Genomic DNA, 26127 nt, shown 5'->3' on the forward strand with positions numbered 1-26127 from the left:
TTTACGTATCAAACAACCTTTAAAACAAGGTTGAAGTGATCATCCCAAGTAGGCATTTGAAAACTGCGGTTTCCGTGCATCCCTAAACGAACTTCGTCATCTCTATTTGACATGAAATTCTTAATTTCTGCTTCCCATGCATATGGATCATTTTGCTTAAGGTAAATGGGAACATTGCCCAAAAACTCCCGATAAACATCTAAATCCATACAGAGAATTGGCACTTCCAGCTGCGCGGCCTCAAGCAACGGCAAACCAAACCCTTCGACCAAACTTGGAAACAATAAAGCCTCGGCACCAGCAAGTAGGTTGAACATTTCCGTATCAGGTAGCCCTGAAAGTTCATGCACGACACACCCCACATAGGCAGCATTATCAAGCTCTGCAAAAACGGCTTCGTTGTTCCAGCCTCGATTTCCAACCATATAAAGGTGTGGAATGTCAGCCTCTGTCATGCTCTCGTACATGTTTTGCCATACCTGCAATAACAACGCATGGTTTTTACGGGGTTCAATCGTTCCAATCGTTACGAAATAGGGTTTTTTACGCGAAACATTTGGTGTCGCAGATACTGTTTCGACCCCAAGATGCGCAACCGTTCCATCGGGCACCCGCCCCCATTGGGAAAAATAAAATTCGGCGCGTTGCTGGCTATAAAGGGAATTGTAAATGACGTGGTCGGCATAGCATCCCACGACTCTCATTCGCACCTCAAATGCTTTTACGGTGCCGGCTCTTTGAAATTCAGGGTGATCCAGCGGAATGACATCATGCACCAACACCGTAGCCCGCCCACCAGTTACAGAATGAACCGCATCAAAGGCATTCTTGCGCAAATTGCTGTGACCCACGTTCAGATACGATAAGTTCGCACCCAATTTACGCAAACATTTCGGAAGCCCCCGCGCAAAGCACCGGTGCAACGCCAAACGCCTAAGGTCCGAAATAACCGATCTACGCTGATAAGATGCCCGACGATGCAAGTGGGAGGTGATACTAGGCGCACCCCATTGCACACGCTCCTCAATCCGCTCCAGAAACGCATTTAGGCCAGAACGCCCCAAGACAACATAGTCTGGGCCGATATGTACCAAGCCATATATAGGCCCATCTCGCCCGAGCAATGTTTTCAGATAAGTGAGTTCAACACGATCAACGCCGGTGTGTGGGCCGCGCCCGACCCTGCTAGACAAGCGCGTTAAATCCAAAAGCCGAGGAAAAGGCGCGACTCGTTTAGTCATGCACCTTTTCCTTTCGTTTTTTTTTTGCTGTACGTATCTTACTCTGCAGCGTTACGTACTGACATCATTTCATCAAGGTATTGCGAAAATTCACCACGCAAATCTGGACGTGCCAACGCAAATGCCACAGTCGCCTGCAAGAAACCCGCTTTAGAACCGCAATCATAGCGTTGCCCTCGGAACCGGTATCCATAAACATCGCGACCATTTTCAAGCTCGGTACCGATTGCATCCGTCAATTGAATTTCGCCACCAGCGCCGGACTTCATTGTGTTCAGATTATTTAGAACATTTGGAGTAAGAATATAGCGACCGATCACAGCAAGGTTTGACGGAGCCTCTTCACGAGCAGGTTTTTCAACCATACCACGTGCAGAGACCATGTTGCCCATGTCCTCTTTTACATCGAGGACACCATAGGAAGAGACCTTGCTACGGGGCACTTCCATTGCGGCGACCATACAGCCACCAGTTTCCTCATACGCTTCAACCATCTGCTGAAGGCATGGCTTTTCTGCTGCAACAACATCGTCAGGAAGAATAACAGCAAAAGGCTCATCCCCGATCAAGCGACGCGCACACCATACAGCATGACCAAGGCCCAGCGCTTGGTGTTGACGAATATAGGCAATTGCGCCGCTTTCCATATTCGTGGCTTGCAGGGTTTCCAGAAGTTCGGTTTTACCTTTACGCTTCAAAGAGCTCTCAAGCTCAGGCGCGGCATCAAAATAATCTTCGAGCGCGCTTTTCCCTCGCGATGTTACAAAAATAAATTCGGTAATACCTGCGGCGCGCGCCTCATCAATCGCATACTGGATCAATGGCCGATCCACCAAGGTCATAATTTCCTTTGGCACGGCTTTAGTTGCCGGCAAAAAACGGGTTCCCATTCCTGCAACTGGGAAAATAGCTTTTGTAACTTTTCTACTCATTTCGCACCTTAATCACTGCCCTCTCCAACATTCAATCAGAGACACCGCATTCATGCATTTAACTTTCGACGATTCTTAGGCTGAATTATGGCATTCTCATCTTTCTTTTGGGAAAATTTAACCACATAGGAGTTTAAAAATCAAAAAGACCCTAATTTGCACTCGGCGGGCACTCCGCCCAGCGGATTTCCTCTTTCAACCTACTATTGAAAGTATACTTTCTGATAAGAGGATCCGTTCGACGGGATCGCCCAAACACCCCTCCGACCTGCAACCAATACCCTGACGCAGTATACACGCGACGATGGAATAAACAGGTATAGCTAAACACATACAGCCTCACGTTTTTTCCCTGAGAAACCTGCTCAGCCGCTCTCTGTTTAAGCTTTTTTATTTGCCAGATTCGTCCACTCATCACTTCGACACGGGGGGGCTGTGACGGAAATGCATCAAATTGGCGGTGTGATGATACTACAGGCAGCAAAGGGGCAATTAAACGCTGGTTTCCATCTGCGACGCCGCGGTCAAAGCTTTGTAAAAGAGTCGAAAGCTGCCCCAGAGGCAATTGCCCTGAGATAAGGAATCGTTCGAGCCGCTTATGTTGCTCTAATCGTTCTCGGGCAATCAATTCAGAAATTTCTGATGCCGGAGCGAACTTCCTCAAAAACACGGCGATGCTAGCGCCAATCTCAAACAAGGATTTAGGAACACGATCAGCTCGGCGGCACGCGCTGGCCTCATAGCCGTGATGCACCAACGCTTTGGGACAAATTGCGGTCGCATAACCAGCCAAGGCTATGCGCATATTCAGGTCTGTCTCATCGTTATAGAACCTGTATGCAGGATCAAACCCGCCCAGCGCCAACAGCATTTCCCTGCGAAACGCACAATTGGTTCCTTCGGTTTTGGTCGCCTTAGCTGAATCCGCTTCAAAAACTTCAAACGGCAACGTGTTTACGGCGAGCGCTTTGGTTTGCCCGCTGCCGTCTACACTTCGCCCTTGCCATTGAAACGAAAAGCCGTTGCGCCCGATGACATAGCCGCCTACCGCTGCAACTTGACCTTCCTTGAACGGCGCGACTATTTCGGTTAGCCAATTTGGCTCAGGTACCGCGTCATCGTCTATGAACGCGACAATGTCACCAGCGGCCTTTGCTAAACCTTGGTTTCTTGCCGCAGAGATATTCGCATCTTCAAACAGATTCACACAAATATGCTCTGCCATGGGCAAACCCCGGACGGCATTACATCCTGCCTGGTCTGCAACAACAATAATCTCGAAAGAACGATACCAAAGCTGAGAGACGCCCAAAAGTGTCCGCTTTAGGCTTGCGGGGCGTCCCCGACTGACAACAATAACGCTGACGGTCGGGGACATCGTTAAGCCTGCTTCAAGTCAACGCCGGGGGCGTATGCAATGAAAAACGGGTTGGCATAATCTTCTTTTCCATAAACCAACGGTGTATGATCATCAAAGCGCACAACGTGTCCGCCTGCACCCGATAATACTGCATGACCTGCAGCGGTATCCCATTCCATTGTCCGGCCAACGCGCGGATAAATGTCCGCCTCTCCCGTTGCGACAAGGCAGAATTTCAATGATGAGCCCGCGCTTTTGGAATCCGCAACCGAGTACTTATTGATGTAATCCTCTGTTGCCTGATCTCTATGCGATTTGGACGCAACAATCAAAAGCGCAGCATTGTTCGGTGTAGAAACAGAAATTGGCTTCATCTCACCCGGCGTATCCAGCGCAAAATCACCAAACTCTTCGAAAGTTTGGCCAGAAGCATCCGTGATAAACAAACGCCCCTTTGCCGGTGCATAAACCACACCACGCACAGGTACGCCGTTTTCGACATAGGCGATATTAACGGTGAAGTCCCCACGACGCTTAATGAACTCTTTGGTCCCATCCAATGGATCGACAATTAAGAAGTTCTCAGCGTTTTCTTTGTGGGTTCCGGATTGTTCTTCAGTCACCAATAATACTTCAGGAAAAGCGTCGCGTAATCCGGCGGAAATGATCGCATCTGCGGCCTCATCCGCCTCCGTCACGGGGCTATCATCAGATTTTACTTTGACGTCAAAATCATCGGCATTGTAAATTTCCATGATTTTTGCGCCGCCCTCTAGGGCCAAGCGTCGAATAACGGGTATGAGGCGTTCAAAGTCCAAGTTCTGCTCCGTGCTATTGGGGTACTTGCCCCATTATTGTAAAATACACTTATCTCCTTTATTATGCCTCTCTAAGGAAACAGCAAGATTTTCCGTGCATCATAGAGGCTGAAATAAGCCAGCAGGTTTTGGTATGTTTGAATATAAACGTCGCAAGAACATCTTTACGTCCGCTCTCTCAATTCTTGAGCTGATCTATCACGTAACAGCCCGGAGTGTGCGAAAAACACATAACAATGCACTCTTCAGCTTGTTTATGGCTATGCTGCAAACTATTGTGCTTGCTGGCGTTTTTTATGTGATGTTTTCGCTTCTTGGTGTGAAAGGTTCCGCCATCCGCGGCGATTTCATGTTATATATTCTTTCCGGCATCTTTCTCTTTTTGACCCATACAAAAGCTATGGGGGCGGTCGCCGGATCGGAAGGCCCAGCTTCTGCAATGATGCTTCATGCGCCCATGAGCACAGCCGTTTCCATCTGCTCATCTGCGCTCTCAATTTTGTATATCCAGCTATTATCAGCAGCTTTAGTTTTGTTTTTGTACCACGTGGCCGTTACGCCTGTGTACGTTTTCAAACCCGTGGCTGCAGTTGGTTGTTTTTTGCTGGCGTGGTTTTCTGGTGTCGCCGTCGGAATGATTTTCCTCGCGCTGAAACCTTGGTTTCCTGGTTTCGTCAGTATTGGCACACAGATTTATCAACGCGCGAACATGCTCGCTTCGGGTAAAATGTTTGTCGCAAATTCTCTGCCAAGCTTTGTCTTGCCGATGTTTACATGGAACCCGCTTTTCCACTCCATCGATCAGGCACGTGGGTATACTTTTTTAAACTACAACCCACACCATACTTCGGTTTCTTATACAGTTTATCTGAGCCTCACGCTTATTATGATTGGCTTGATGGGCGAATTTTACACGCGGAAGAACGCTTCCGCTAGTTGGGGGGCACGTAGTTGAAACATGTTGTTTGGATTTTTCTCGCTTTTTTTGCGGTCCCGGTTTTCGCGCAGGAATGGGAACTCCCCGCGCTCTATGATGTCAGCGGCGTAGTGGCGAACGATGTACTAAATGTACGCGAAGCGCCAACAGGTTCAGCCCCTATCGTTTCATCCCTACGGCCCAACCAAACCGATATCGAGGTTTTGCATCTTTCGGATGATCAAAGATGGGCGCGCGTCGCGCTTGATGAAATATCTGGCTGGGCCTCTGTCAGCTTTTTGACACGTCAACCGGGCCAAACCCACGATCAGATAACGCGGAATATGATCTGCAGCGGAACGGAACCCTTTTGGGGGTTGGCGTTTCTACCGAATTCCATCGTTGAATACGACGATATTATTGCAGACGGCCCGACCCAAATGACCGAAGTACGTCGCAATGTTGCTGCATCACGCCAGTCTTTCCCATTGGTTATTCAGGTTCAAAACGGGGACAAAAGCGCAGAGATCATATTGACCCGGCAATATTGCTCTGACGGTATGAGCGACCGAGACTATGGCTTCGCCGCGCTCTTTATTTCCGATCATACACCGTATGAGCGCCGTGTTCTTGAAGGCTGCTGTCGGCTAGGTAACTAATCCACAACGCGCAAGGTCACATTCACCCGACCGCCTTTTGGCAGCAATCCACTGCTACCAAAACGAATGCGGTCTATCCCGTGATATGCCAAGCGCGCCTCATCCCCCAAAACAACAACGTCACCTGACGAAAGCCAAAGGGATTCCGTTGAACCGGACCGCGTTGCACCGCCGATCCGAAACAACGCCTCATCCCCAAGTGAAATCGACAACACCGGCCAATCAAAGCACTTTTCATCTCGATCCTGATGCATCCCCATTTTTGCACCTTCGCCATAAAAGTTGATCAGGCAGCTGTTAGGTGCGCGGCTTACACCTGTCAGCAAAAACCAAAGTGACAACAACGACTGAGGGATTTCAGGCCAACGCGCGCCATTGGGGTGTGTCTCCGAATACCGATACCCATGTGCATCAGACAGCCAACCGAAATCACCAGCCGACGTCAACTTAACGGACATCGGTTTCCCATAGGGGGTTTGTGGTGAAAATGGGGGTGCGATGCGTGCAATTTCACGTAACTCAGAAACCAAATCACTTTGCTGACCCGCGTTCAAACATCCCTTAAATACGGATGCATTTCGCACCATTAGCGTTGGTTTCATCCATTTCCTCACGAGTCGTTAAGCAAATACCTGCAATTGATGCTGATTTTTCCGCAAGAATCCATCAACGAGCGGCTTGCAGCACCCTTTTTGCATCCTTATATACGCCTAGAAGCCTGATCGGGGATACCCCGGTCAATACTGGGATCGGCGCCTTGATGCCTTTCAAGGGTCTTGGTGCCAACACATCGCCTAATAGAAGAGGGTAATTTAGCATGGCTAAAGTTATCGGTATCGACCTTGGTACTACAAATTCTTGCGTTGCCATCATGGATGGTTCGCAACCACGTGTCATCGAAAACGCCGAAGGCGCGCGCACAACGCCGTCTATCGTAGCGTTCACCGACGATGAGCGTCTCGTTGGTCAACCTGCAAAACGTCAGGCTGTTACCAACCCAGAAAACACTGTTTTTGGTGTAAAGCGTTTGGTTGGCCGTCGTATTGACGACGCGCATCTCGCAAAAGACATGAAAAACCTGCCATTCTCTGTCGTAAACGGCGGCAATGGCGATGCTTGGATCGAAGCAAAAGGCGAGAAATACTCTCCTTCGCAAATTTCTGCCTTCATCCTTGGCAAAATGAAAGAAACCGCTGAAAGCTACCTTGGCGAAGAAGTAACACAGGCGGTTATCACCGTTCCTGCGTACTTTAACGATGCTCAGCGTCAGGCGACCAAAGACGCCGGCAAAATTGCTGGTCTCGAAGTTCTGCGTATCATCAACGAGCCAACAGCGGCTGCGCTGGCTTATGGCCTTGATAAAGACGAAACAAAAACCATCGCGGTCTATGACCTTGGTGGCGGTACATTCGACGTTACCATTCTCGAAATCGATGATGGCCTCTTCGAAGTTAAATCTACCAACGGCGACACGTTCCTCGGCGGTGAAGACTTCGACATGCGCATCGTGAACTACCTTGCGGATGAGTTCAAAAAAGAGAACGGCGTTGATCTGACCAAAGACAAAATGGCCCTTCAGCGTTTGAAAGAAGCTGCTGAAAAAGCCAAAATCGAACTGTCTTCAGCCAATCAAACTGAAATCAACCAACCCTTCATCAGCATGGACGGCACGACTGGTCAGCCATTGCACTTGGTGCTGAAACTGACCCGTGCAAAGCTAGAGCAGCTTGTTGGTGATCTGGTCAAAGCGTCTATCAAACCTTGCCAAGCCGCATTGAAAGATGCCGGTCTGTCTGTTGGTGACATCGACGAGATCGTTCTCGTGGGTGGTATGACACGTATGCCGCGCGTTGTTGAAGAAGTTACAAAATTCTTCGGCAAGGAGCCGCATAAAGGTGTGAACCCTGACGAAGTTGTGGCTTCCGGCGCAGCGATCCAAGCAGGTGTTTTGCAGGGCGACGTGAAAGACGTTGTTCTTTTAGATGTGACTCCGCTGTCCTTGGGCATTGAAACCCTTGGCGGTGTGTTCACACGCCTTATCGACCGCAACACCACGATCCCAACGAAGAAATCACAGATCTTCTCAACTGCAGAAGACAACCAAAACGCTGTGACCATCCGTTGTTTCCAGGGTGAGCGCGAAATGGCTGCGGATAACAAAATCCTTGGTCAATTCAACCTCGAAGAAATCCCACCTGCACCACGTGGCTTGCCTCAGATCGAAGTGACCTTCGACATCGATGCAAACGGTATCGTATCCGTTGGCGCCGCTGACAAAGGCACTGGCAAAGAGCAAAAAATCACCATCCAAGCCTCTGGTGGTCTGTCTGACGACGACATCGAGCAAATGGTAAAAGATGCCGAAGCCAACGCTGAAGCGGATAAAGAGCGTAAAGAGCTGGTCGAAGCGAAAAACCAAGCTGAAAGCCTGATCCATTCCACTGAGAAATCAATGGAAGAGCACAAAGACAAAGTTGACCCGACCACCATCGAGGCCATCGAACTTGCGATTGTTGCTCTGAAAGATCAGCTTGAGACTGAAAACGCTGATAAGATCAAATCTGGCATCCAGAACGTCACAGAATCAGCGATGAAACTGGGTGAAGCGATCTACAAAGCTGCTCAGGAAGAGGCCGATGGCGCTGAACCTGAAATGCCAGCCGCAGACGAAATGGGCGACGATGACATCGTTGACGCTGATTTCGAAGATCTTGATAACGACAAACGCGCATAAGATGTCAGGCAACTGACACCCTTATAGGCCGGCCTGATTTCTGTCGGGCCGGCTTTTGCGTTCCCCACAAAGGGATAAGAAATGGCAAAGCGCGACTATTACGAAACGCTCGGTGTCTCTAAAGGAGCCTCCGCAGACGAAATCAAAAAAGGCTTTCGCAAGAAGGCCAAAGAGTTGCACCCAGATCGCAACACTGACAATCCAGATGCGGAAGAACAATTCAAAGAGGCCAATGAGGCCTATGAAGTTCTAAAGGATCAGGAAAAGAAAGCTGCCTATGACCGTTATGGTCATGCCGCATTCGAAGGTGGCATGGGCGGCGGTCAACGTGGCGGTGGCGGCTATGGCGGCCAAGGCGATTTTGCCTCTGCGTTCTCTGACATCTTCGACGACCTGTTTGGCGGCGGCGGCGGTGGTTTTGGTGGCCAAGGCGGCGGACGCCAGCGTGCAACGCGTGGTTCTGACCTACGGTACAATCTTCGCGTGACACTCGAAGAGGCTTACTCAGGCCTTCAAAAAACCATCAACGTTCCCGGTACAATCGCCTGCGCCCCCTGTAAAGGCACAGGTGCCGAAGCAGGCGCTGAACCTGTGACCTGCCCGACCTGTTCAGGCATGGGTAAAGTGCGGGCGCAGCAGGGTTTCTTCACCGTTGAACGCACTTGCCCCACCTGTCAGGGTGCGGGTCAAACGATCAAAAACCCATGCAAAACATGTGGTGGTGCCGGTCGTGAGGAAAAAGAACGCACGCTCAGCGTCAATATCCCAGCAGGTGTTGAAACCGGAACACGTATTCGCCTAAGCGGCGAAGGCGAAGCTGGCCTACGCGGCGGTCCATCTGGTGATTTGTATATCTTTATCGAGGTTCAGGATCACGCAATCTTCCAACGAGAAGGTGAAAACCTATTCTGCCGCGTACCCGTTTCAATGTCATCAGCTGCCTTGGGCGGCGATATTGAAGTCCCAACAATTGATGGCGGACGGTCGCGCGTAAAAATCCCATCAGGTAGCCAATCAGGCCGTCAGATGCGCCTACGCAGCAAAGGAATGCCATTCCTACGCGGCAATGGGCAGGGGGATATGTTCATCGAACTGGCCGTTGAAACGCCCGTGAACCTGACCGCACGTCAAAAGGAAATTCTGCGCGAATTTGATGATATTCAAGCAGATAACAATCCTGAAGGTTCAAGCTTTTTCAAAACTGTAAAAGGGTTTTGGGACAGCATGAAAAGTTAAAAGCGCGGCCTTTAACAGGCCACGCTTTCATTTTGTATCAAAGGCCAGCAACAGCTGGCCTTTTTTATTTGGCTAAACGCTCGGCCTTACGCGCACCGGGAAACATCGTGTAATAGAACACCGGCGCAGCAATAAGCGTAAGGACCGTCGCGAAGGCAAGGCCGCCCATAATTGTAACTGCCATGCTCGCAAAGAATGCATCACCCAGTAGTGGTAACATCCCCAAAATCGTCGTAACAGCCGCAAGAACAACCGGCCTGATCCGAGACTTACCAGCCAGCACAACTGCATCGGAAATCTGCAGACCCTCTTTACGTTGTAAATCGATCTCTTCGACCAGAACGATACCGTTTTTGATCAACATTCCTGACAGCGACAGTAGACCCAGCAACGCCGTAAAGGAAAACGGCAGGCCAGTTCCCAACAATCCTAGAGCAACGCCATTGATGCTCATGGGGACCAGCAACCAGATCACCAAAGGCTGACGCAAAGCGTTAAACAGCAGGATCGAAATCAGCACCATGATCAAAAAAGTGACAGGCAATGTAGACCCAAGAGATGCATTCGCATCGCCAGAGCTTTCGTGATCCCCACCCCAAGCAAGACTATACCCCGATGGAAGTTCAAGCGCCTCAATCGCATGTTGAACCTCTGTAAAGACTGCTGCAGCGGTTAGGTCCGACGATATACTCGCACGTACCGTTATTGTTGGAACACGATCGCGACGCCGAATGGTGTTATCTGTAACAACATAGTCAAACCCGTCTATGACCTGCTCAATTGGAACATACTGGTTCGCGCTGTCAGAATAGATCACTTGGTTCAACAGGTGCCCACTTTGCGCACGCTCTGCGGCACTTTGCCTGATAACAATCGGGATAAGCCGTTCATTTTCGCGGTAAACCCCAGCTTGAAACCCATCCGTCGCCAGCAGTAATACATTGGCAATTGCATCCCGAGTGACACCTGCAGTCTGCGCACGCTCAGCCGCATAAATTGGCTGCAAAACCAGACTCCGTTCGCGCCAATCTGTGCGCAGGCTATGTACATTCTCTGACGCGCTACGCAACGTTGTAGCAACTTCATCAGACAACGCCCTCAAGACATCCCGGTCAGGTCCGCTGAGGCGCACCTCAATTGGTGCCCCACCACCCGGTCCAAACACCATGCGTTCGGTCCTGAACTCTCCTTCAGGCAATGCCTCAGCTGCGTAAGCTTCGATATCGGCAATCAGAGGCGGAATTTCGTCCAATGTAGACGTCCGTACAATCAAATGCCCATAAGAAGGATCTGACTGCTCAGCGCCATAAGTCAAAATAAACCGAGTTGCCCCCTCTCCGACAAACGCAGACGTTGAGACAACTGTTTCCTGATCCGCCAGCCATGCTTCAAACAATTCCAGCTTATCCGACGTTTCGTTGATGTCGGTGCCTTCTTGTAACTTCATGTGAACGTAAAAGATTGGAGTATTTGAATCTGGGAAAAACTGCTGTTTGACAGACCCAAACGCCATGACGCACACGACAGTCAAACCAATCAGACCAGCAATAACCAACCAGCGAAGCTTCATCGCCCAACGCAATGCCGCTCCATACAAGTTAAACAGAAGGCTATTATACGCTTCGCCAGCGCCAGCCTCTTCGGTTTTAAAGAAATAGTGACCCAACAGCGGTGTGACCGAAATTGCCAATATCCAGCTGAGCGTCAGAGAAATTCCAATCACCGCAAATAACGAGAATAAGAATTCGCCAGTCGCATCATTGGACAGCCCAATGCCGGCAAAGGCCATGATCGCAATCGCCGTCGCCCCCAAGAGCGGAATTTGCGTTTTGCTCACAGCTTCATCGGCCGCTTCACGGCTCGATTTTCCATGGCGCATGGCATTTTGCATGCCTTCAGCCACCACAATCGCGTTATCGACAAGCATACCCATCGCGATGATCAGCGCACCAAGCGAAATGCGTTCCATTTCGATCGAGAACAAGAACATGAAAAAAACCGTCCCCACAACGGTCAGAAACAACGTCCCACCGACAACCACCGCCGCCCGTGGCCCCATCGCAACCGCCAAAACAGCAACCACAATGGCAACGGAAATCGCCAAGTTTAGCAAAAAGTTCTGACTGGCAGCATCCACCACCAAATGTTGCTGGTAGATTGGGAAAATTTCGACACCAGCAGGGATATTCTGCTGCATTTGCGCCAACCGGGCATCGACACGGTTCCCCACATCAACAATGTTTTCCTGCGCCAGTCCAGATACACCCAATGTGAAGGCTTCTGTTCCGTTAAAACGTATAATTTGCGAAGGTAGCTCAACCCGGCTGCGGGACACCTCTCCGATGTCAGCAAGGTTGATAACCGCACCCCCAACGCCGATAGCCAAGCCCGCAATTTCGCTGACGCTATCTGACCCTTCGGGCGTCAAAATACGTAACCGGTCTGATCCGTCCAAAAACGACCCAGCCGCAGTCAAACTATTGGCATTCGCAATAGCGTTCGCAATAGCAGTTGGAGGAACACCAAGGTTCACCATGACCGGTGACGACGGTTCAACAAATATGTTCTCTTCGGGAAGGCCAGCAGTGTTAACATCTGCCACACCCTGCACCGCCAATAACTCTCGTCTTAGGTAGGTCGCCAGCTCATATTTTTCTGCATCGCTAAACCCTTCGGCTGTAACGGCAAAGAATATTCCGAATACATCGCCAAAACTATCATTCACAATAGGCGGTTGAGCACCCGATGGAAGGCGCACATCATTTACGTTGTTGCGTAAATCGACCCAAATGGCTGGTAACTCTGTTCCGTCAAAATTCGATCTCATCTCAACGTCGATCAAAGACATGCCCGGCGTGTTGCGTGATGTAATACGCTCAACCTCTCCCATCTTTTGAATCGCGGCTTCTAATGGTTCAGAAATCTCGGCGGCGACCTCTTCGGCAGAGGCTCCTGGGTATTGCGTGACAATAACGGCTTGTTTGATGGTAAAGGCCGGATCTTCAAGACGGCCAAGATTGAAAAACCCAAATATACCTCCAAAGAGGCACCCTAACATCACCATCCATGTCAAAAGAGGGTTGTTTATAGATCCACGTGCAATCGACATAATCTGTTCCTACTGCCCAAAGCCAACAAAGCGACGTGCGTCTTGCCCGTCGATCAAAACGTTGGTCCCAGTTGCAACAATTTCGGTTCCAACGGCCGGGCCATCCAGCAAAACAATACGCCCATCTTCTGAGGCATCGATTTCTACCTCTACGCGTTCAAGACTACCGGCTTCCCCGTTCTCAGAGTTAAATACAAAAAGAAACGTTTCGCCGTTTGGCCCGAACGAAAGCGCAGACGCGGGCAGGATCACAACAGCATTATTATTTACCCGTGGCTGCGCTACGACAGTAACAGAGGCACCCGGAAGCAACTGCATCCCTTCTGGCCGCGCCATGCCAAGCGTTATGCGAAATGTTTGTCCGACACTCGCAGCCTCAGCCACATATTCACGCAGTTGCAGAGGAAAACGTTCGTCAGACCCGGGAAAGACTGCGTAGATCTCAAACGATTGATCATCTTCCTGCGCCCCCCGAAACAGAATTTCCGGTACATCAATTTCAACGCGCAGTTCAGACATATCATGCAATCGAACAACTGCAGTACCCGCATTGATCGTGGTAAAGTTGGCCGTATTACGCGATGCAATTAACCCATCGAAAGGCATATGTAACGTCGCGTGGTTCAATGCATCCCGCGCCACTTCGACTGAAATCTCGGCGGATGCAACGTTGGTTTCCGCGTCTTGAATTGAAACCTGAGAAACCGACGAAGCACTTAAAGAATTGAGGCGCGTCAATACACGGCCAGCCTGATCTGATTGCAACTCAGCCTGCGCAAGTTGCCGTTCAAACGGCGCGAGATCCAACTGCGCAATCAGCGCCCCTTGAGGAAGCTCTGTACCTTCAACCACGGGAAATTCAATAATTTGACCACCTACCTGAAATGCCAAATCAACGGTTTGTCGCGCAACGACCCGCCCGAAAAAGCGCCGTTCGAAACCGACGTTATCCAGTTCAATCGTAGCCAACTTAACAGACCGCGGAGCATCTTGGGCCACCGCTGCACTGAAAACCAATGCGGAAAACAATCCCGCGATAAAACCCAATCGTTTCATTTTGAATCTCCGTCTATTCTTCTATATCGACGTAACTTTGCAATGCCTGCGCAAACATGCGCAGTTTTGCTTCATCTTGTTCTTGGCTCAGAGCATCAAGTTTCATGATGTGAGCACATATATCAAATCCTGCCATGTGCGCCGCGATCAAAGAAGCGCGCAACTGCGCATCCCGCCCGCCTAACCATGACGCAATCGGGTCAACCACATTTTTCTGCAATGCGCGTTTAACAATTGGGCAGGCAATTGGGCTAGTGGCTGATCGGAACAGGGCCAACCCCGGATCAAAATCGTCTTCTTTTTCTTTTGTCGTAATTGCGACCACTGCCCTGGCACCAAATTCATTCCGCGGCCCTTGCAACAACGCGTCTAACTCGATGCATGAAAACACAGCAGATGCGAATAAGTCTTCTTTGGAACCAAAGTATCGACTGATTAGAGCAACATTGACGCCTGCCAACGCCGCAATTTCTCTTAAGCCCGCTTTGTCATATCCTTTGTCCGTAAACACTTTCTGCGCAGCGAGACGAATCTCCTGCGACGTCATTTCGGCATCTCTCTTGCGCGCGGTCTCTATCATGCGGCCCATGTAAACACATGTTTACTTTTTGTCGAGCCCTTATTTTTAAGAGTAATATGGCCGTGCAATTGTCAGTTAACACTTCCTTCACGAAATAATTTCAAAAATAGGTATGTCTCGTCCAAACCAATTTGCAGAAGCACCTTTGCCACTCTTTGAGAGTGATGAAGTGGTTATTGTTCCTGCCAAAGATACGAAGCCTCCTTCGTATTTACGGGACCACCGCCAACGGCTGCGCGAACGTTTCATGATCGGTGGAGCAAACGCAGTCCCAGAATATGAGCTATTGGAACTGATCCTATTTCGGGCAATCCCTAGAAAAGACGTCAAACCTCTCGCTCGCTTGCTTCTTGAAACCTTTGGGGATTTCAATCGCGTGATCTCTGCCCCAACGGATCGGCTTAGGGATGTGACCGGGGTTGGCGAAGCAGTCGTAATTGAACTCAAAATCATCGAGGCAGCCGCACATCGCTTGGCACGTGCAAAGGTGATGAAAAGATCCGTGCTATCCAGTTGGGATGAGGTTTTAGACTACTGCCACACGACGATGGCACACAGGGAAACTGAACATTTTCGCGTGTTATATCTCGACCGCAAAAACGTTCTAATCGCAGACGAAGAACAGGCCAAAGGCACCGTTGATCATGTCCCTGTCTACCCGCGCGAAATCATGAAACGCGCACTTGAGCTAAACGCCTCGGCTCTTATTCTTGTGCATAATCATCCATCTGGCGACCCGACCCCTTCAGATGCTGATATTATCATGACCAATCAAATCCGCGACGCATCAGAGGCCTTAAGCCTAACCCTACATGACCACCTAATCATCGGGAAATCTTGTGAACTTAGTTTCCGGTCAGCAGGATATCTGTAAGCTAATCATCGTTGCAGTGGACGTACCCAAAGTTCGACCCGACGGTTGATTTGCCGCCCTAAATCGCTGTCATCACACGCCATGGGCAGGGCTTCGCCAAATGCTTCGACCCCTAAATCTAGGCGTGATCGGTCAGTGGTTTCCAGCAGATCAAGCACACCGTTTTGCACAGCATTCGCACGCCGCAATGCGATCCGTCGATTACCATCGGCAGGACCCTCACCATCACTAAATCCGACAAACGCCAGCTCAACGCCGTCAAAACGGCCCGCATCCATATATTGCGCTAAGACACGCGCGTTCGCCCGGCTTTGTGCATCTAAATCGGTTGAGCCCCTCCGAAACCTAAAGGTCAGTGAAAGACGGCGCGCACCCGTTAAATAACCAACCATGCGCTGTAATTCTTCTAACTCAATTTCGTCGCCGGCTTGTGCAATTGCATTGGCAAATCGATCCCCCTGACGCGACAGAGGAATTTCCGTTAATCGCTGATCCCCAAATCCGGCCTCGGACACAACCTGCTGCGCATCTTCTGAATCGAGATATTTCAAAAAGTCGCGCGCAAAACGTGGCAGGCGGTAACCCGGTGTATAAACATAATAAGGTGCAACAAACGGATAATCCTCAGACTTCACCGCGCTTTGGTCAGGCGCGAACGAAAATCCACAAGAGCCGGTCAAACGTAAAATACGCCCACCCGCTACTTGCGACAGACGCCCCAGACCAAGCGCTAAGGGATCGCGCGCAACCCGCGCAACCAAATCCCGGCTATTCGCATGAACCTCAACATCGTCCGCGCGCACAGAGGCAAATTGCAACCCCTCACGCTGTTCTGGTGCTAACACATGCAGGCTCAGGGGGAGATCACCACCGCCAACGTCGTCCCAATTGTCAACTGCACCCGCATGAATACGGCGCAGGTCCGCAACACTGATCTCTTCTTGATGGTTGTCTTCAGCCACAATTGGTACCAAGGCGTCCAACGCCAAAACACGGCTGCGGCGTGGATCATCCAAGTCGCCCACACCTTCTGCTTGGGCCCGTTCGTTTTCATTTGGTGTAACTTCGCGATTAGACAGGATCAATTCTGCCTGACCGTCAATCAGTGCCTCGAAACCTGCACTTGAAGTGGATAAGTCAAACTGCACCCGTGCAATCTGCGCATTTGTGGCAGTATCCGATAACAAATATTGGAAAGAAATACCTTCGCCAATTTGCGTTGCTGTCAGGCCTTCTTGGGCGGAAAACCCTTCTAAGAGAGCAGGCAAAAGCGAGACGCCGACCGTGGTATCACCGCCAATAAGCAATTGCGCGACATGCGCCTCAAGGTCGGGACAACCAGGGCCGGCGCATATCACGCCGCTCCCATCAACCGTTAATACCCCGTAGATCGTATCAACTCGATAGAATTGCCCGTCATAAGTTAGAAGATTACCTTCGACAGCGACCGCCCCATCCGGCGAAGACAGCGTCACATCCTGCGCCATAACTTCGGTGAAAAAAACCGCTGCCAAACAGCCCAAGACAACCGTTTTTACAAAAGCCCGCATAGAACGCATATATCCTTTATCCCGCTCCAATGACCTTCTGGCTTTGGGCGCGAAAATACAACTATTTCTTATTGAAAATGGGCCGCCTCAATCATGAGCGGCCCAATGTGCGTTCTTAAACGAGACTGCCGTGGCAGTGCTTAAACCGTTTGCCCGACCCACATGGGCAAGGGTCGTTGCGGTTTGGATTACCCCAGGTCTCAGGGTTGTTTTCATCAAAACCTTCGATCGGCGCTTGTGCTTCTTCAACGGCCGCTTGCGTTGCTGCTTGAACAGTTTTTTGCTGCTGTGTTTGCTGCGCTGCAATCTGGCGCATCATTTCCTGCTGCTCTTCCGGTGAAAGCGGACGGATTTTAGCGAGATTGGTGGTCACTTCCTGACGCAGTGAGTTGAGCAAACCATCAAACAGCTCAAAGGATTCTGTTTTATATTCATTCAGAGGATCACGCTGCGCATACCCTCGGAACCCAACCACAGAACGCAAATGTTCGAGCGTTAGCAAATGTTCGCGCCATTTTGCGTCAATCGTTTGTAACAATAGCTGCTTTTCAATGCGGCGCATATTTTCGGGGCCGAATTGTTCAGCCTTTTCTGTCATGAACTTCTGGGATTCTTCCTCAAGCCGCTCGCGCAGAGTGTCGTCATCTGCACCTTCTTCTGCCGCCCATTCCGCCACTGGTACATCGATGCCAAGGTTTTCAATCGTCGAAACGTACAAACCTTGCGTGTCCCATTGATCAGCATATGATTTTGGTGGAATATGTGCCTCGACCATATCGTCGATCACCTGCGTACGCATGTCGTCAACGATTTCAGATAGGTCTTCGGTTTCCATGATTTCGCGACGTTGCGCAAAGATAACTTTACGCTGGTCATTCATTACATCATCAAATTTCAACAGTTGTTTACGAATGTCAAAGTTGCGACCTTCGACTTTGGCCTGCGCTTTTTCCAGCGATTTGTTGACCCAAGGGTGAACGATAGCTTCGCCTTCTTTCATCCCCAAAGATGATAGAACTTTGTCCAAACGTTCCGATCCGAAAATACGCATCAGATCATCATCAAGGCTTAGGAAGAAAGAAGAGCGGCCAGGGTCACCCTGACGGCCAGAACGGCCGCGCAGCTGGTTATCAATCCGGCGGCTTTCATGGCGTTCAGTCGCCAGAATAAACAAACCACCAGCGGCTTTGACGGCCTCTTCGTCGCTTGCATGATCTTTTTCAATCCGCTCGCGTACCTCATCAGGGTGCGTGTCAGGGTCGGCTGCAATCGCATCCATGATTTTGAACTCGACGTTCCCGCCCAGCTTAATATCTGTACCACGGCCAGCCATATTGGTCGCGATCGTTACAGCGCCCAGTTTACCAGCATCTGCAACAATCTGTGCTTCTTGTTCGTGCTGACGCGCATTCAGGACGTTGTGCTTCACCTCTGCGGTAGTCAGCAGTTGAGATAGGAGTTCAGATTTTTCAATCGACGTTGTCCCAACCAAAATAGGCTGCCCGGTCGCATTGACCTTTTTGATCTCTTCGACAATCGCTGCGAATTTTTCATTGGCTGTTCTATACACCGCATCATGTTCATCAACACGCGCGATGGGACGGTTTGTAGGAACCTCAACCACGCCAAGACCGTAAATCTCAGCGAATTCATCCGCTTCGGTCGCCGCAGTACCCGTCATCCCACCAAGTTTATCATACAGACGGAAATAGTTTTGGAAGGTCACAGACGCCAGCGTCACGTTTTCCGGCTGAATTTTGCAATCTTCTTTAGCTTCAATCGCTTGGTGCAAACCATCAGACAAACGACGACCAGACATCATGCGCCCGGTAAATTCGTCGATCAGAACAACTTCGCCATCGCGCACGATGTAGTCTTTGTCACGCGTGAATAACTTATGCGCCCGCAAGCCCTGGTTCACATGGTGCACCAAGGTTGTGCTTTCCGGATCATAAAGCGACTGCCCCTCAGGCAATTGACCGTAAGTCGCCAACAGCTCTTCTAGAAATTCGTTACCTTCGTCCGTGAATGTCACATTGCGTGTTTTTTCATCCAGCGTGAAATGGTCGTCTTTCAACTCAGGAATGAGCTTATCAATAGTGATATACTTTTCAGAACGATCTTCCGCAGGACCAGAAATCACCAAAGGTGTCCGCGCCTCATCAATGAGAATTGAATCCACCTCATCGACAATCGCAAAATTATGGTCGCGCTGGCTCATTTGGGCCAGTTCAGATTTCATATTATCGCGCAGATAATCAAACCCAAGCTCATTGTTTGTCGCATAGGTCACATCGCACGCATAAGCGGCCTTCTTCTCGGCATCAGGCTGCTGCGGGTAAACAACACCCGTTGTCATACCAAGCGCGGTGAACACATTGCTCATCCATTCGGCATCACGCTTTGCAAGGTAATCGTTCACCGTAACAACGTGCACGCCTTTGCCAGATAATGCGTTCAAGTAGGCTGGGAATGTCGCGGTCAGGGTTTTGCCTTCGCCGGTTTTTTGTTCTGCAATGTTACCTTGATGCAGGAAAATGCCGCCCATAAGCTGCGTATCAAAGGCACGTAGACCTAACGCACGGCGCGCACCTTCGCGACAGTTTGCAAAGGCCTCTGGCAAAAGAGTATCCAGATCTTCGCCGTCTCTTGCACGTTTTTGCAATTCGGCGGTTTTTTCGATTATGCCTTCATCACTGAGCTTTTCAAATTCTGGCTCAAGCGCATTGATTTTCGCGACAAGCGGGCGCGTCGCTTTGACTTTGCGATCATTCGGAGTTCCGAAGACTTTCTTAGCGATTTTTCCAAGGCCCAGCATATTTTCTCCGCTCAATGCGTTCCAATTCAATTCAGGGTCAGTGATACCTTGTCCCGTGCTCTTTGTCGCCCTAAGTATGGTCAACAACAAAGCCCGTTATCATCAGGACCCTCTGGCGATGTAAGGGCCACAAAGCATAGTGTCAACGTCACGGACCTGAGTGACCAATTCAAAGGATGAATAGATGTCAAAACACACTAATTTCTGGCTGGGAACTGCGCTTGCCCTCACGCTTGCGGCACCAGCATTTGCTGAGGATGTGACAGCTGACACCGTTGTAGCAACTGTAAACGGGACCGACATCACGCTTGGTCACATGATCGCGACAAAAACCCAATTGCCAGAACAATATCAGGAACTCCCTGACGAAGTGCTGTTTCAAGGTATCAAAGAACAGTTGATCCAACAGGTTGTGTTATCTCAGCAGGTCACGGATGCACCTCGCGCGGCGCAATACATGATCGACAATGAAACACGTGCAATTTTGGCCAGTGTAACTGTCGAAGGCATTCTTGAAAGCAGCCTAACAGAAGAGGCCGTTCAAGCCGCTTATGAAGCAGAGTTTTCAGAAACCGATCCAAGCACCGAATATAATGCCGCCCACATCCTAGTCGAAACCGAAGAAGAAGCGCTTGAGCTGGTTCAAATGCTGAACGATGGCTCTGATTTTGCGGACCTTGCCCGTGAAAAATCAACAGGCCCTTCCGGTGCCAACGGTGGCGCACTTGGTTGGTTCGGCCCTGGCATGATGGTCGCCCCATTTGAAGAAGCTGTCGTAGCATTGGAACCCGGTCAAGTGTCAGCACCCGTTGAAACGCAGTTTGGTTGGCATGTTGTCATGCTGAACGAAACACGCCTCAAAGACGCACCCGCGTTGGAAGACGTTCGCGCAGAGCTGGAAGCCAACCTGCAACGCGCAGCAATGGAGGCACAATTGGCTGCTTTGGTTGAGGGTGCCGACATCACACAAGTGGCCGATGACGAAATTGATCCAGCTATGCTGTCAAACACTGCTTTGATCGAGGAATAAGAATAATGGGTAAGGCCGACGAAATTGCTGCGCTGCAAGCAGAGATCGCGCAGCTAAAGCAACAATTGGCAGATGCAGAAAAACCGTCTGCTCCGCTTGTTTCGCCACTGGCACCTGCTGGTGGCTTCCCGGCCTTACCCGCTATCGACGGCGTCCGATTTGCCGCACTTGAGGCGGGCGTGCGCTACAAAGGGCGCAAAGATGTCATGTTGGCAGAAGTTGCACCGGGTTCTGCCATCGCCGGTGTTTTCACGCGCTCGGCGACCCGCGCTGCACCTGTATTGGATTGCGAAGCAAAGCTAGGTAGCGATAGCCAGCCAGGCGGTGCCATTGTCGTTAACTCCGGAAACGCCAACGCCTTTACGGGCAACAATGGCGTTAGCTCTGTTGAAACCGTCACTGCCGCTGTTGCGAATGCATTGGCGATTCCGCAAAACCGGGTGTTTTCATCATCCACCGGGGTGATTGGTGAACCGCTTCCACATGATAAAATCACCGGTAAAATCGGTGCACTCAAAGACGCGTTAAATGCCGATGCCATCCAAGACGCAGCTGAGGCTATCATGACCACAGACACCTTTGCGAAAGGCTGTGTTGAGGTCTCTGGGGCTGTTACGATTGCGGGTATCGCCAAAGGGTCAGGCATGATCGCACCCGATATGGGGACAATGCTTGTCTATATCTTTACAGACGCAAAAATTTCGCAACCTTTGTTGCAACAACTCCTGTCTGAACTGACCGATGTAACGTTCAACTGCATAACAGTAGACAGCGATACATCAACTTCGGATTCTTTGCTTTTGGTGGCGACACAGAAAGCAGAAGCTCCGGAAATCGTCGATCTGACCAGCCCCGAGGGGCAAGCGTTTAAGGCCACATTGCACACAGTAATGCTCGACCTATCCCATCAGGTTGTTAAGGACGGCGAAGGAGCCACCAAATTTGTAGAAATTAACGTTACAAATGCAGATACAGATGCGGACGCCCATAAAATTGCCATGGCCATTGCCAACTCACCTCTGGTGAAAACAGCCGTCGCTGGCGAAGACCCCAATTGGGGACGCGTGGTTATGGCAGTTGGAAAGTCCGGTGCCAAAGCTGATCGCGACTTGCTCTCCATCAGCTTTGGCGACGTACTTGTCGCCGACAAGGGCTGGGTTGCAAAAGGCTACAGCGAAGACGACGCAGCGGCCCATATGAAAGGGCAAAACCTGCAAATTTCGGTCGATATCGGCATTGGTTCAGGAAACGCCACTGCGTGGACTTGCGATTTGACAAACCGCTATATCGAAATCAACGCGGATTATCGGTCGTGAAAACTATATTAGTATCCGCCGTCGCATTGATCGACGTTGACGGTCGCGTTCTTCTTGCTCAACGCCCCGAAGGCAAATCCATGGCTGGTCTGTGGGAATTCCCCGGAGGGAAGATCGAAGCCGGCGAAACACCCGAAGCCGCACTGATTCGCGAGCTTCACGAAGAGTTGGGCATCGATACATGGCAAAGTTGTTTGGCGCCACTCACGTTTGCCAGCCATAGCTACGATGACTTTCATCTTTTAATGCCCCTTTTCGCCTGCAGAAAATGGAATGGAACACCCCAACCAAAAGAGGGGCAGACTTTAAAATGGGTTCGCGCCAACGCGTTACGGGATTATCCAATGCCCGCTGCTGATATACCTTTGATACCTATCTTACGCGACTGGCTGTAAGTTAATATTGAGTTAAGGCCTCCGCAAAAATAGGGGGTTCGCAAAGGGGAATTTTTTGATAAAATTAACCAAGCTCAAACCTTGGGGGCAAGAAGCTTATGATTAGAACAATAACAGTTGGTAGTTGTGTTTCCGTGCAGGGAACATTCGTGCGTAAGTTGAGTAACGGTAAAATAATGGTACGCGTCGGGAAGGAAACCTTTTCTGGTTATCCGATCTCAGAAGCCGCCTAAATCATTTAAACAAACGAATACGAAAAAGGGGCGCTTTATGCGCCCCTTTTTAATTCCATACATATCCGCAACTTAGTCGAGTTTGCGTTCGATTTCTTCACGTTCGAAGATCTCGATCACATCGTCAGGACGGATATCGTCATAGTTCTCAAATGCCATACCGCATTCTTGACCTGACTGAACTTCTTTCACTTCATCTTTGAAGCGTTTCAGCGTTTTCAGCGTACCTTCATGAATAACAACGTTATCACGCAACAGGCGAACACCCGCAGAACGACGCGCCACACCTTCGGTTACCAAACAACCTGCAACTTTACCGACACCCGTAACTTTAAAGACTTCTTTAATCTTCGAGTAGCCGATGAAGTTTTCGCGAACTTCAGCAGACAACAGGCCAGAAGCCGCCGCTTTCACATCATCTACAAGATCGTAGATGACGGAATAGTAACGAATTTCTACGCCTTTTTGGTTTGCTGCGTTCCGAGCCGATGCATTTGCACGCACGTTAAAGCCCATCACAGGCGCACCGGAAGCTTCAGCCAAACCAATGTCAGATTCAGTAATCGCACCCACACCATGGTGTAGAACGCGAACACGAACTTCGTCGTTTCCGATTTTTTCCATCGCTTGAACGATAGCTTCAGCAGAACCTTGAACGTCTGTCTTAACAAGGATTGGCAATTCAGCGAGGTTTTCGCTTTGCTTCGCCTGCGCCATAAGCTGTTCAAGAGTGGTCGCTGCACCAGCGGCAGCCCGTTTGTCTTTAGCCGCGTGTTCACGATATTCCGCAATTTCACGCGCCTGAGCCTCGGTATCAACAACGTTCAAAACGTCACCAGCTTCAGGTGTACCGTTAAGGCCAAGAACCTCTACCGGAACAGATGGGCCAGCTTCGTCAACACGGTTACCTTTGTCATCGATCAGCGCACGCACCTTACCGTACTGCTCACCCACAACAAAAATGTCACCTTTACGCAGTGTACCGTTCTGAACCAGAACAGTCGCCACCGGACCACGACCAACATCAAGCTGCGCCTCAATCACCGCACCAGATGCAGAGCGATCGGGGTTTGCTTTGAGTTCAAGAATTTCAGACTGTAGCGCAATCGCCTCAAGCAATTGATCCAAGCCCTGACCCGTGATTGCAGAGACTTCGACATCCTGCACTTCACCTGACATGGCTTCAACGATCACTTCGTGCTGCAATAGTTCTGCCCGTACTTTGTTCGGGTCAGCCGCTGGGCGGTCACATTTGTTGATCGCAACGATCATTGGCACACCAGCAGCTTTCGCATGGTGGATCGCTTCGATTGTTTGCGGCATCACGGAGTCATCCGCAGCCACAACCAAAACAACGATGTCCGTAACCTGTGCACCACGTGCCCGCATAGACGTAAACGCCGCGTGCCCCGGAGTATCGAGGAATGACAGAACAGTGCCGCCATCGGTTTTCACCTGATACGCACCGATATGCTGTGTAATACCGCCGGCTTCGCCTGCAACAACCTTAGCATTCCGGATCGCATCAAGCAGAGACGTCTTACCGTGGTCAACGTGACCCATGATAGTGATAACCGGAGGACGATCACGCAGATCTTCCTGTTTATCATCAACAGAGTCGATCACATCTTCAACGTCAGCGTCAGAGACGCGCACAATTTTGTGGCCGAATTCTTCGATGATCAGCTCAGCAGTATCGGCATCGATTGCTTGGTTCTGTGTAACCATCATACCCATTTTCATGAGTGATTTCACAACTTCAGCAACACGCTCTGCCATACGATTGGCCAATTCTGAAACGATAATCGCCTCAGGAACTTTGACTTCGCGTACGATCTTTTCGCGGTTTTCAGCTTGACCCATCGCTTTTTGACGTGCGCGTTCTTGTTGGCGTTTCATCGCCGCCATAGAACGTTGACGCCCACCTTCACCACCAGACAACGCCTGATTAAGTGTCAGCTTACCAGAACGGCGACCATCATTTTGGTTTTTGTTCTTAGGTTGACGTGCGGCATCACGGTTGTCGCGATCATTTTTACGTGGCGCAGATGATGGCTTTGGGCCACCAGCAGGCGCTTGGCGTGCGGTTTGATCGTTTGCCGCTGGCGCACTAGATTGAGTTTGCTGACGCTTAGAGCTTGCCGCAGCAGCACTTGCCTCTTGGGCTTTGGCTTGGGCAGCGCGCTGAGCAGCGATTTCAGCTTCGGCTTTTGCACGCGCTTCTTCTTCGGCTTTCGCCTTAGCACGCTCTTCGCGTTCGCGTTCTTCACGCTCTTTCGCTTCGATTTCGGCACGGCGGCGCGCGCGTTCTTCTTCGCGTGCCTTTTCTTCCGCAATCCGGTTTGCCGCATCTTCAGCTTCGCGTGCTTTCGCAGCGCGAACAGCTTTTAGCCGGCGTTCCATTTCAACATCAGAAATGCCTGCAGGACGTTTTGAGGGTCCAGCACCGCCGCCAGCGCCCATGGGCTTTGTTCCTGCGCCAGGCTTAGGCACAACAACGCGCTTGCGTTTTGTTTCCACAACCACATTCTTCGTCCGACCGTGGCTGAAGCTTTGCTTTACATTGCCTGGGCGCGCGTCGCCGCCACGCAGGCCGAGAGGTTTTTTGCCGTCACTATCGCTCATTTGGTCTTCGTATCCTTCCCGGCAGCTGAACCACCGTCTTTTTCACGAACGCCCGAAAGCCGCGCAGCTTCCTCTACTACACGTTCGGTGAGTCCGCTAGGCGCAAGCGCGCCATGTATCACATTTTCTCGCCCGAAAGCCAAACCCAATTCATTCGCCGTCAAATGGCCAATATATGACCCATCATGTGGGGTCGAAAGTTTGGTTTTTCCGCGCGATGATCCATCATTTGCCTGAATAAGTACCTGTGCGTACTCATTCACCAACCAGCCTTTGACCTTTTCGTATCCCGTCACCGCGTAACCACCTTTACGCGACAATGAAATAAGATCGACAACCCGGCGCGCTAGGCCCGCCTCAATATCGTCAATCAAGGTATCCGACACCGTCACCGGCTGTTTGGCGGCCCGCGCGAACAGGCCCTTTTTTATCACTTTGTCCAGCTCAGCACGATCAGAGATAACCCAAATCCCGCGCCCTGGCAGTTTTTCAAATAGATCTGCCACGATCTGGTTGTCTGGGCCCACGACAAACCGGATCAGCCCAGTTTTTGGCTGGGATTCTCCGGTTGCTATGCAGCGCCGTTCCGGTTCAACCCGGTTTCTGATTTTGTCACGTCGTGACATCTAAGCCCTCCGAAACCTG

At 50.5% G+C, this 26127-nt stretch carries 20 protein-coding genes; 8 read left to right on the forward strand and 12 right to left on the reverse strand.

Features of this window, described 5'->3' with window-relative positions:
• Positions 1 to 8 precede the first annotated feature (8 nt).
• The 4 genes from G9C99_RS11665 to cysQ all read right to left on the reverse strand — a co-directional run bounded on the left by G9C99_RS11665 (position 9) and on the right by cysQ (position 4351).
• Positions 9 to 1241: a glycosyltransferase family 4 protein gene (locus tag G9C99_RS11665; protein ID WP_166417689.1), complete on the reverse strand. Its 1233-nt coding sequence runs from the start codon at positions 1239 to 1241 to the stop codon at positions 9 to 11.
• Between the two features lie 38 nt (positions 1242 to 1279).
• Entirely contained in the window at positions 1280 to 2173 is an 894-nt protein-coding gene (galU, locus tag G9C99_RS11670; protein WP_166417690.1) for a UTP--glucose-1-phosphate uridylyltransferase GalU, read from the reverse strand.
• Between the two features lie 151 nt (positions 2174 to 2324).
• Positions 2325 to 3551 carry a glycosyltransferase family 2 protein gene (locus G9C99_RS11675; protein WP_166417691.1) on the reverse strand — a complete coding sequence of 409 codons (1227 nt, stop codon included), beginning with the start codon at positions 3549 to 3551 and terminating at the stop codon, positions 2325 to 2327.
• Positions 3552 to 3553: 2 nt separating this feature from the next.
• The gene (cysQ, locus tag G9C99_RS11680; RefSeq protein WP_166417692.1) at positions 3554 to 4351 is read right to left on the reverse strand and encodes a 3'(2'),5'-bisphosphate nucleotidase CysQ; all 798 of its coding nucleotides are present in this window, start codon (positions 4349 to 4351) and stop codon (positions 3554 to 3556) included.
• 133 nt (positions 4352 to 4484) lie between these two features.
• Here cysQ and G9C99_RS11685 point away from each other — a divergent pair, with 133 nt between their 5' ends.
• Together G9C99_RS11685 and G9C99_RS11690 are read left to right on the forward strand one after the other, a co-directional pair.
• Positions 4485 to 5306 (forward strand): ABC transporter permease, encoded by an 822-nt coding sequence (locus tag G9C99_RS11685; RefSeq protein ID WP_166417693.1) that lies wholly within the window; start codon positions 4485 to 4487, stop codon positions 5304 to 5306.
• On the forward strand, positions 5303 to 5926 hold the full coding sequence (locus G9C99_RS11690) for a COG3650 family protein (RefSeq protein ID WP_166417694.1): 624 nt from the start codon (positions 5303 to 5305) through the stop codon (positions 5924 to 5926). Before G9C99_RS11685 ends, G9C99_RS11690 begins: the two co-directional genes overlap by 4 nt.
• On the opposite strand, the gene G9C99_RS11695 is transcribed toward G9C99_RS11690, so the two are convergent.
• Positions 5923 to 6528 (reverse strand): alpha-ketoglutarate-dependent dioxygenase AlkB family protein, encoded by a 606-nt coding sequence (locus tag G9C99_RS11695; protein ID WP_166417695.1) that lies wholly within the window; start codon positions 6526 to 6528, stop codon positions 5923 to 5925. The genes G9C99_RS11690 and G9C99_RS11695 overlap by 4 nt on opposite strands.
• A 215-nt stretch (positions 6529 to 6743) precedes the next feature.
• Here G9C99_RS11695 and dnaK point away from each other — a divergent pair, with 215 nt between their 5' ends.
• A complete protein-coding gene (dnaK, locus tag G9C99_RS11700; RefSeq protein ID WP_166417696.1) occupies positions 6744 to 8660 on the forward strand; it encodes a molecular chaperone DnaK in 1917 nt (638 codons plus the stop codon).
• 81 nt (positions 8661 to 8741) lie between these two features.
• Positions 8742 to 9896 (forward strand): molecular chaperone DnaJ, encoded by a 1155-nt coding sequence (gene dnaJ, locus G9C99_RS11705; protein WP_166417697.1) that lies wholly within the window; start codon positions 8742 to 8744, stop codon positions 9894 to 9896.
• Between the two features lie 64 nt (positions 9897 to 9960).
• Here dnaJ and G9C99_RS11710 read toward each other — a convergent pair whose 3' ends face one another.
• From G9C99_RS11710 to G9C99_RS11720, 3 genes are read right to left on the reverse strand one after another with little or no spacing between them, the layout of a single operon-like run.
• The gene (locus G9C99_RS11710) at positions 9961 to 13005 is read right to left on the reverse strand and encodes an efflux RND transporter permease subunit (protein WP_166417698.1); all 3045 of its coding nucleotides are present in this window, start codon (positions 13003 to 13005) and stop codon (positions 9961 to 9963) included.
• 9 nt (positions 13006 to 13014) lie between these two features.
• A complete protein-coding gene (locus G9C99_RS11715; protein ID WP_166417699.1) occupies positions 13015 to 14061 on the reverse strand; it encodes an efflux RND transporter periplasmic adaptor subunit in 1047 nt (348 codons plus the stop codon).
• A 13-nt stretch (positions 14062 to 14074) separates the two neighbouring features.
• Positions 14075 to 14608 carry a TetR/AcrR family transcriptional regulator gene (locus tag G9C99_RS11720; protein ID WP_166417700.1) on the reverse strand — a complete coding sequence of 178 codons (534 nt, stop codon included), beginning with the start codon at positions 14606 to 14608 and terminating at the stop codon, positions 14075 to 14077.
• Between the two features lie 145 nt (positions 14609 to 14753).
• Here G9C99_RS11720 and radC point away from each other — a divergent pair, with 145 nt between their 5' ends.
• A complete protein-coding gene (gene radC, locus G9C99_RS11725; RefSeq protein ID WP_166417701.1) occupies positions 14754 to 15515 on the forward strand; it encodes a RadC family protein in 762 nt (253 codons plus the stop codon).
• A gap of 5 nt (positions 15516 to 15520) precedes the next feature.
• Here radC and G9C99_RS11730 read toward each other — a convergent pair whose 3' ends face one another.
• Positions 15521 to 17065 (reverse strand): phosphate ABC transporter substrate-binding/OmpA family protein, encoded by a 1545-nt coding sequence (locus G9C99_RS11730; RefSeq protein WP_166417702.1) that lies wholly within the window; start codon positions 17063 to 17065, stop codon positions 15521 to 15523.
• A gap of 115 nt (positions 17066 to 17180) precedes the next feature.
• Complete coding sequence (gene secA / locus G9C99_RS11735) at positions 17181 to 19883, reverse strand: preprotein translocase subunit SecA (protein WP_166417999.1); 2703 nt, start codon at positions 19881 to 19883, stop codon at positions 17181 to 17183.
• A gap of 184 nt (positions 19884 to 20067) precedes the next feature.
• On the opposite strand from secA, the gene G9C99_RS11740 reads away from it, so the two are divergent.
• Genes G9C99_RS11740 through mutT form a run of 3 tightly spaced genes read left to right on the forward strand, consistent with a single transcriptional unit; the run spans position 20068 to position 22624 of the window.
• Entirely contained in the window at positions 20068 to 20913 is an 846-nt protein-coding gene (locus G9C99_RS11740) for a peptidylprolyl isomerase (protein ID WP_166417703.1), read from the forward strand.
• A 5-nt stretch (positions 20914 to 20918) separates the two neighbouring features.
• Positions 20919 to 22229: a bifunctional glutamate N-acetyltransferase/amino-acid acetyltransferase ArgJ gene (gene argJ, locus G9C99_RS11745; protein WP_166417704.1), complete on the forward strand. Its 1311-nt coding sequence runs from the start codon at positions 20919 to 20921 to the stop codon at positions 22227 to 22229.
• Positions 22226 to 22624, forward strand: coding sequence for an 8-oxo-dGTP diphosphatase MutT (gene mutT, locus G9C99_RS11750; protein ID WP_166417705.1), 399 nt, complete (start codon positions 22226 to 22228; stop codon positions 22622 to 22624). Before argJ ends, mutT begins: the two co-directional genes overlap by 4 nt.
• Before the next feature lie 305 nt (positions 22625 to 22929).
• Here the strand turns inward: mutT and infB are convergent, their stop codons facing one another.
• The gene (gene infB, locus G9C99_RS11755) at positions 22930 to 25482 is read right to left on the reverse strand and encodes a translation initiation factor IF-2 (RefSeq protein WP_166417706.1); all 2553 of its coding nucleotides are present in this window, start codon (positions 25480 to 25482) and stop codon (positions 22930 to 22932) included.
• The gene (locus G9C99_RS11760) at positions 25479 to 26108 is read right to left on the reverse strand and encodes an RNA-binding protein (protein ID WP_166417707.1); all 630 of its coding nucleotides are present in this window, start codon (positions 26106 to 26108) and stop codon (positions 25479 to 25481) included. The genes infB and G9C99_RS11760 overlap by 4 nt, the downstream gene beginning before the upstream one ends.
• Between the last annotated feature and the right edge of the window lie 19 nt (positions 26109 to 26127).

This window comes from Cochlodiniinecator piscidefendens, from assembly GCF_011326755.1.
Lineage (GTDB): Bacteria > Pseudomonadota > Alphaproteobacteria > Rhodobacterales > Rhodobacteraceae > Cochlodiniinecator > Cochlodiniinecator piscidefendens.

Excerpts from the sequence above, each read along its gene's own strand:
- G9C99_RS11685 (WP_166417693.1), top strand. The coding sequence starts at position 4,485 with ATGTTTGAATATAAACGTCGCAAGAACATCTTTACGTCCGCTCTCTCA.
- G9C99_RS11730 (WP_166417702.1), bottom strand. The coding sequence starts at position 17,065 with ATGCGGGCTTTTGTAAAAACGGTTGTCTTGGGCTGTTTGGCAGCGGTT.
- G9C99_RS11675 (WP_166417691.1), bottom strand. The coding sequence starts at position 3,551 with ATGTCCCCGACCGTCAGCGTTATTGTTGTCAGTCGGGGACGCCCCGCA.
- G9C99_RS11715 (WP_166417699.1), bottom strand. The coding sequence starts at position 14,061 with ATGAAACGATTGGGTTTTATCGCGGGATTGTTTTCCGCATTGGTTTTC.
- G9C99_RS11710 (WP_166417698.1), bottom strand. The coding sequence starts at position 13,005 with ATGTCGATTGCACGTGGATCTATAAACAACCCTCTTTTGACATGGATG.
- dnaJ (WP_166417697.1), top strand. The coding sequence starts at position 8,742 with ATGGCAAAGCGCGACTATTACGAAACGCTCGGTGTCTCTAAAGGAGCC.
- secA (WP_166417999.1), bottom strand. The coding sequence starts at position 19,883 with ATGCTGGGCCTTGGAAAAATCGCTAAGAAAGTCTTCGGAACTCCGAAT.
- argJ (WP_166417704.1), top strand. The coding sequence starts at position 20,919 with ATGGGTAAGGCCGACGAAATTGCTGCGCTGCAAGCAGAGATCGCGCAG.
- dnaK (WP_166417696.1), top strand. The coding sequence starts at position 6,744 with ATGGCTAAAGTTATCGGTATCGACCTTGGTACTACAAATTCTTGCGTT.
- G9C99_RS11720 (WP_166417700.1), bottom strand. The coding sequence starts at position 14,608 with ATGACGTCGCAGGAGATTCGTCTCGCTGCGCAGAAAGTGTTTACGGAC.
- G9C99_RS11695 (WP_166417695.1), bottom strand. The coding sequence starts at position 6,528 with ATGAAACCAACGCTAATGGTGCGAAATGCATCCGTATTTAAGGGATGT.
- galU (WP_166417690.1), bottom strand. The coding sequence starts at position 2,173 with ATGAGTAGAAAAGTTACAAAAGCTATTTTCCCAGTTGCAGGAATGGGA.
- infB (WP_166417706.1), bottom strand. The coding sequence starts at position 25,482 with ATGAGCGATAGTGACGGCAAAAAACCTCTCGGCCTGCGTGGCGGCGAC.
- G9C99_RS11665 (WP_166417689.1), bottom strand. The coding sequence starts at position 1,241 with ATGACTAAACGAGTCGCGCCTTTTCCTCGGCTTTTGGATTTAACGCGC.
- G9C99_RS11760 (WP_166417707.1), bottom strand. The coding sequence starts at position 26,108 with ATGTCACGACGTGACAAAATCAGAAACCGGGTTGAACCGGAACGGCGC.
- radC (WP_166417701.1), top strand. The coding sequence starts at position 14,754 with ATGTCTCGTCCAAACCAATTTGCAGAAGCACCTTTGCCACTCTTTGAG.
- G9C99_RS11740 (WP_166417703.1), top strand. The coding sequence starts at position 20,068 with ATGTCAAAACACACTAATTTCTGGCTGGGAACTGCGCTTGCCCTCACG.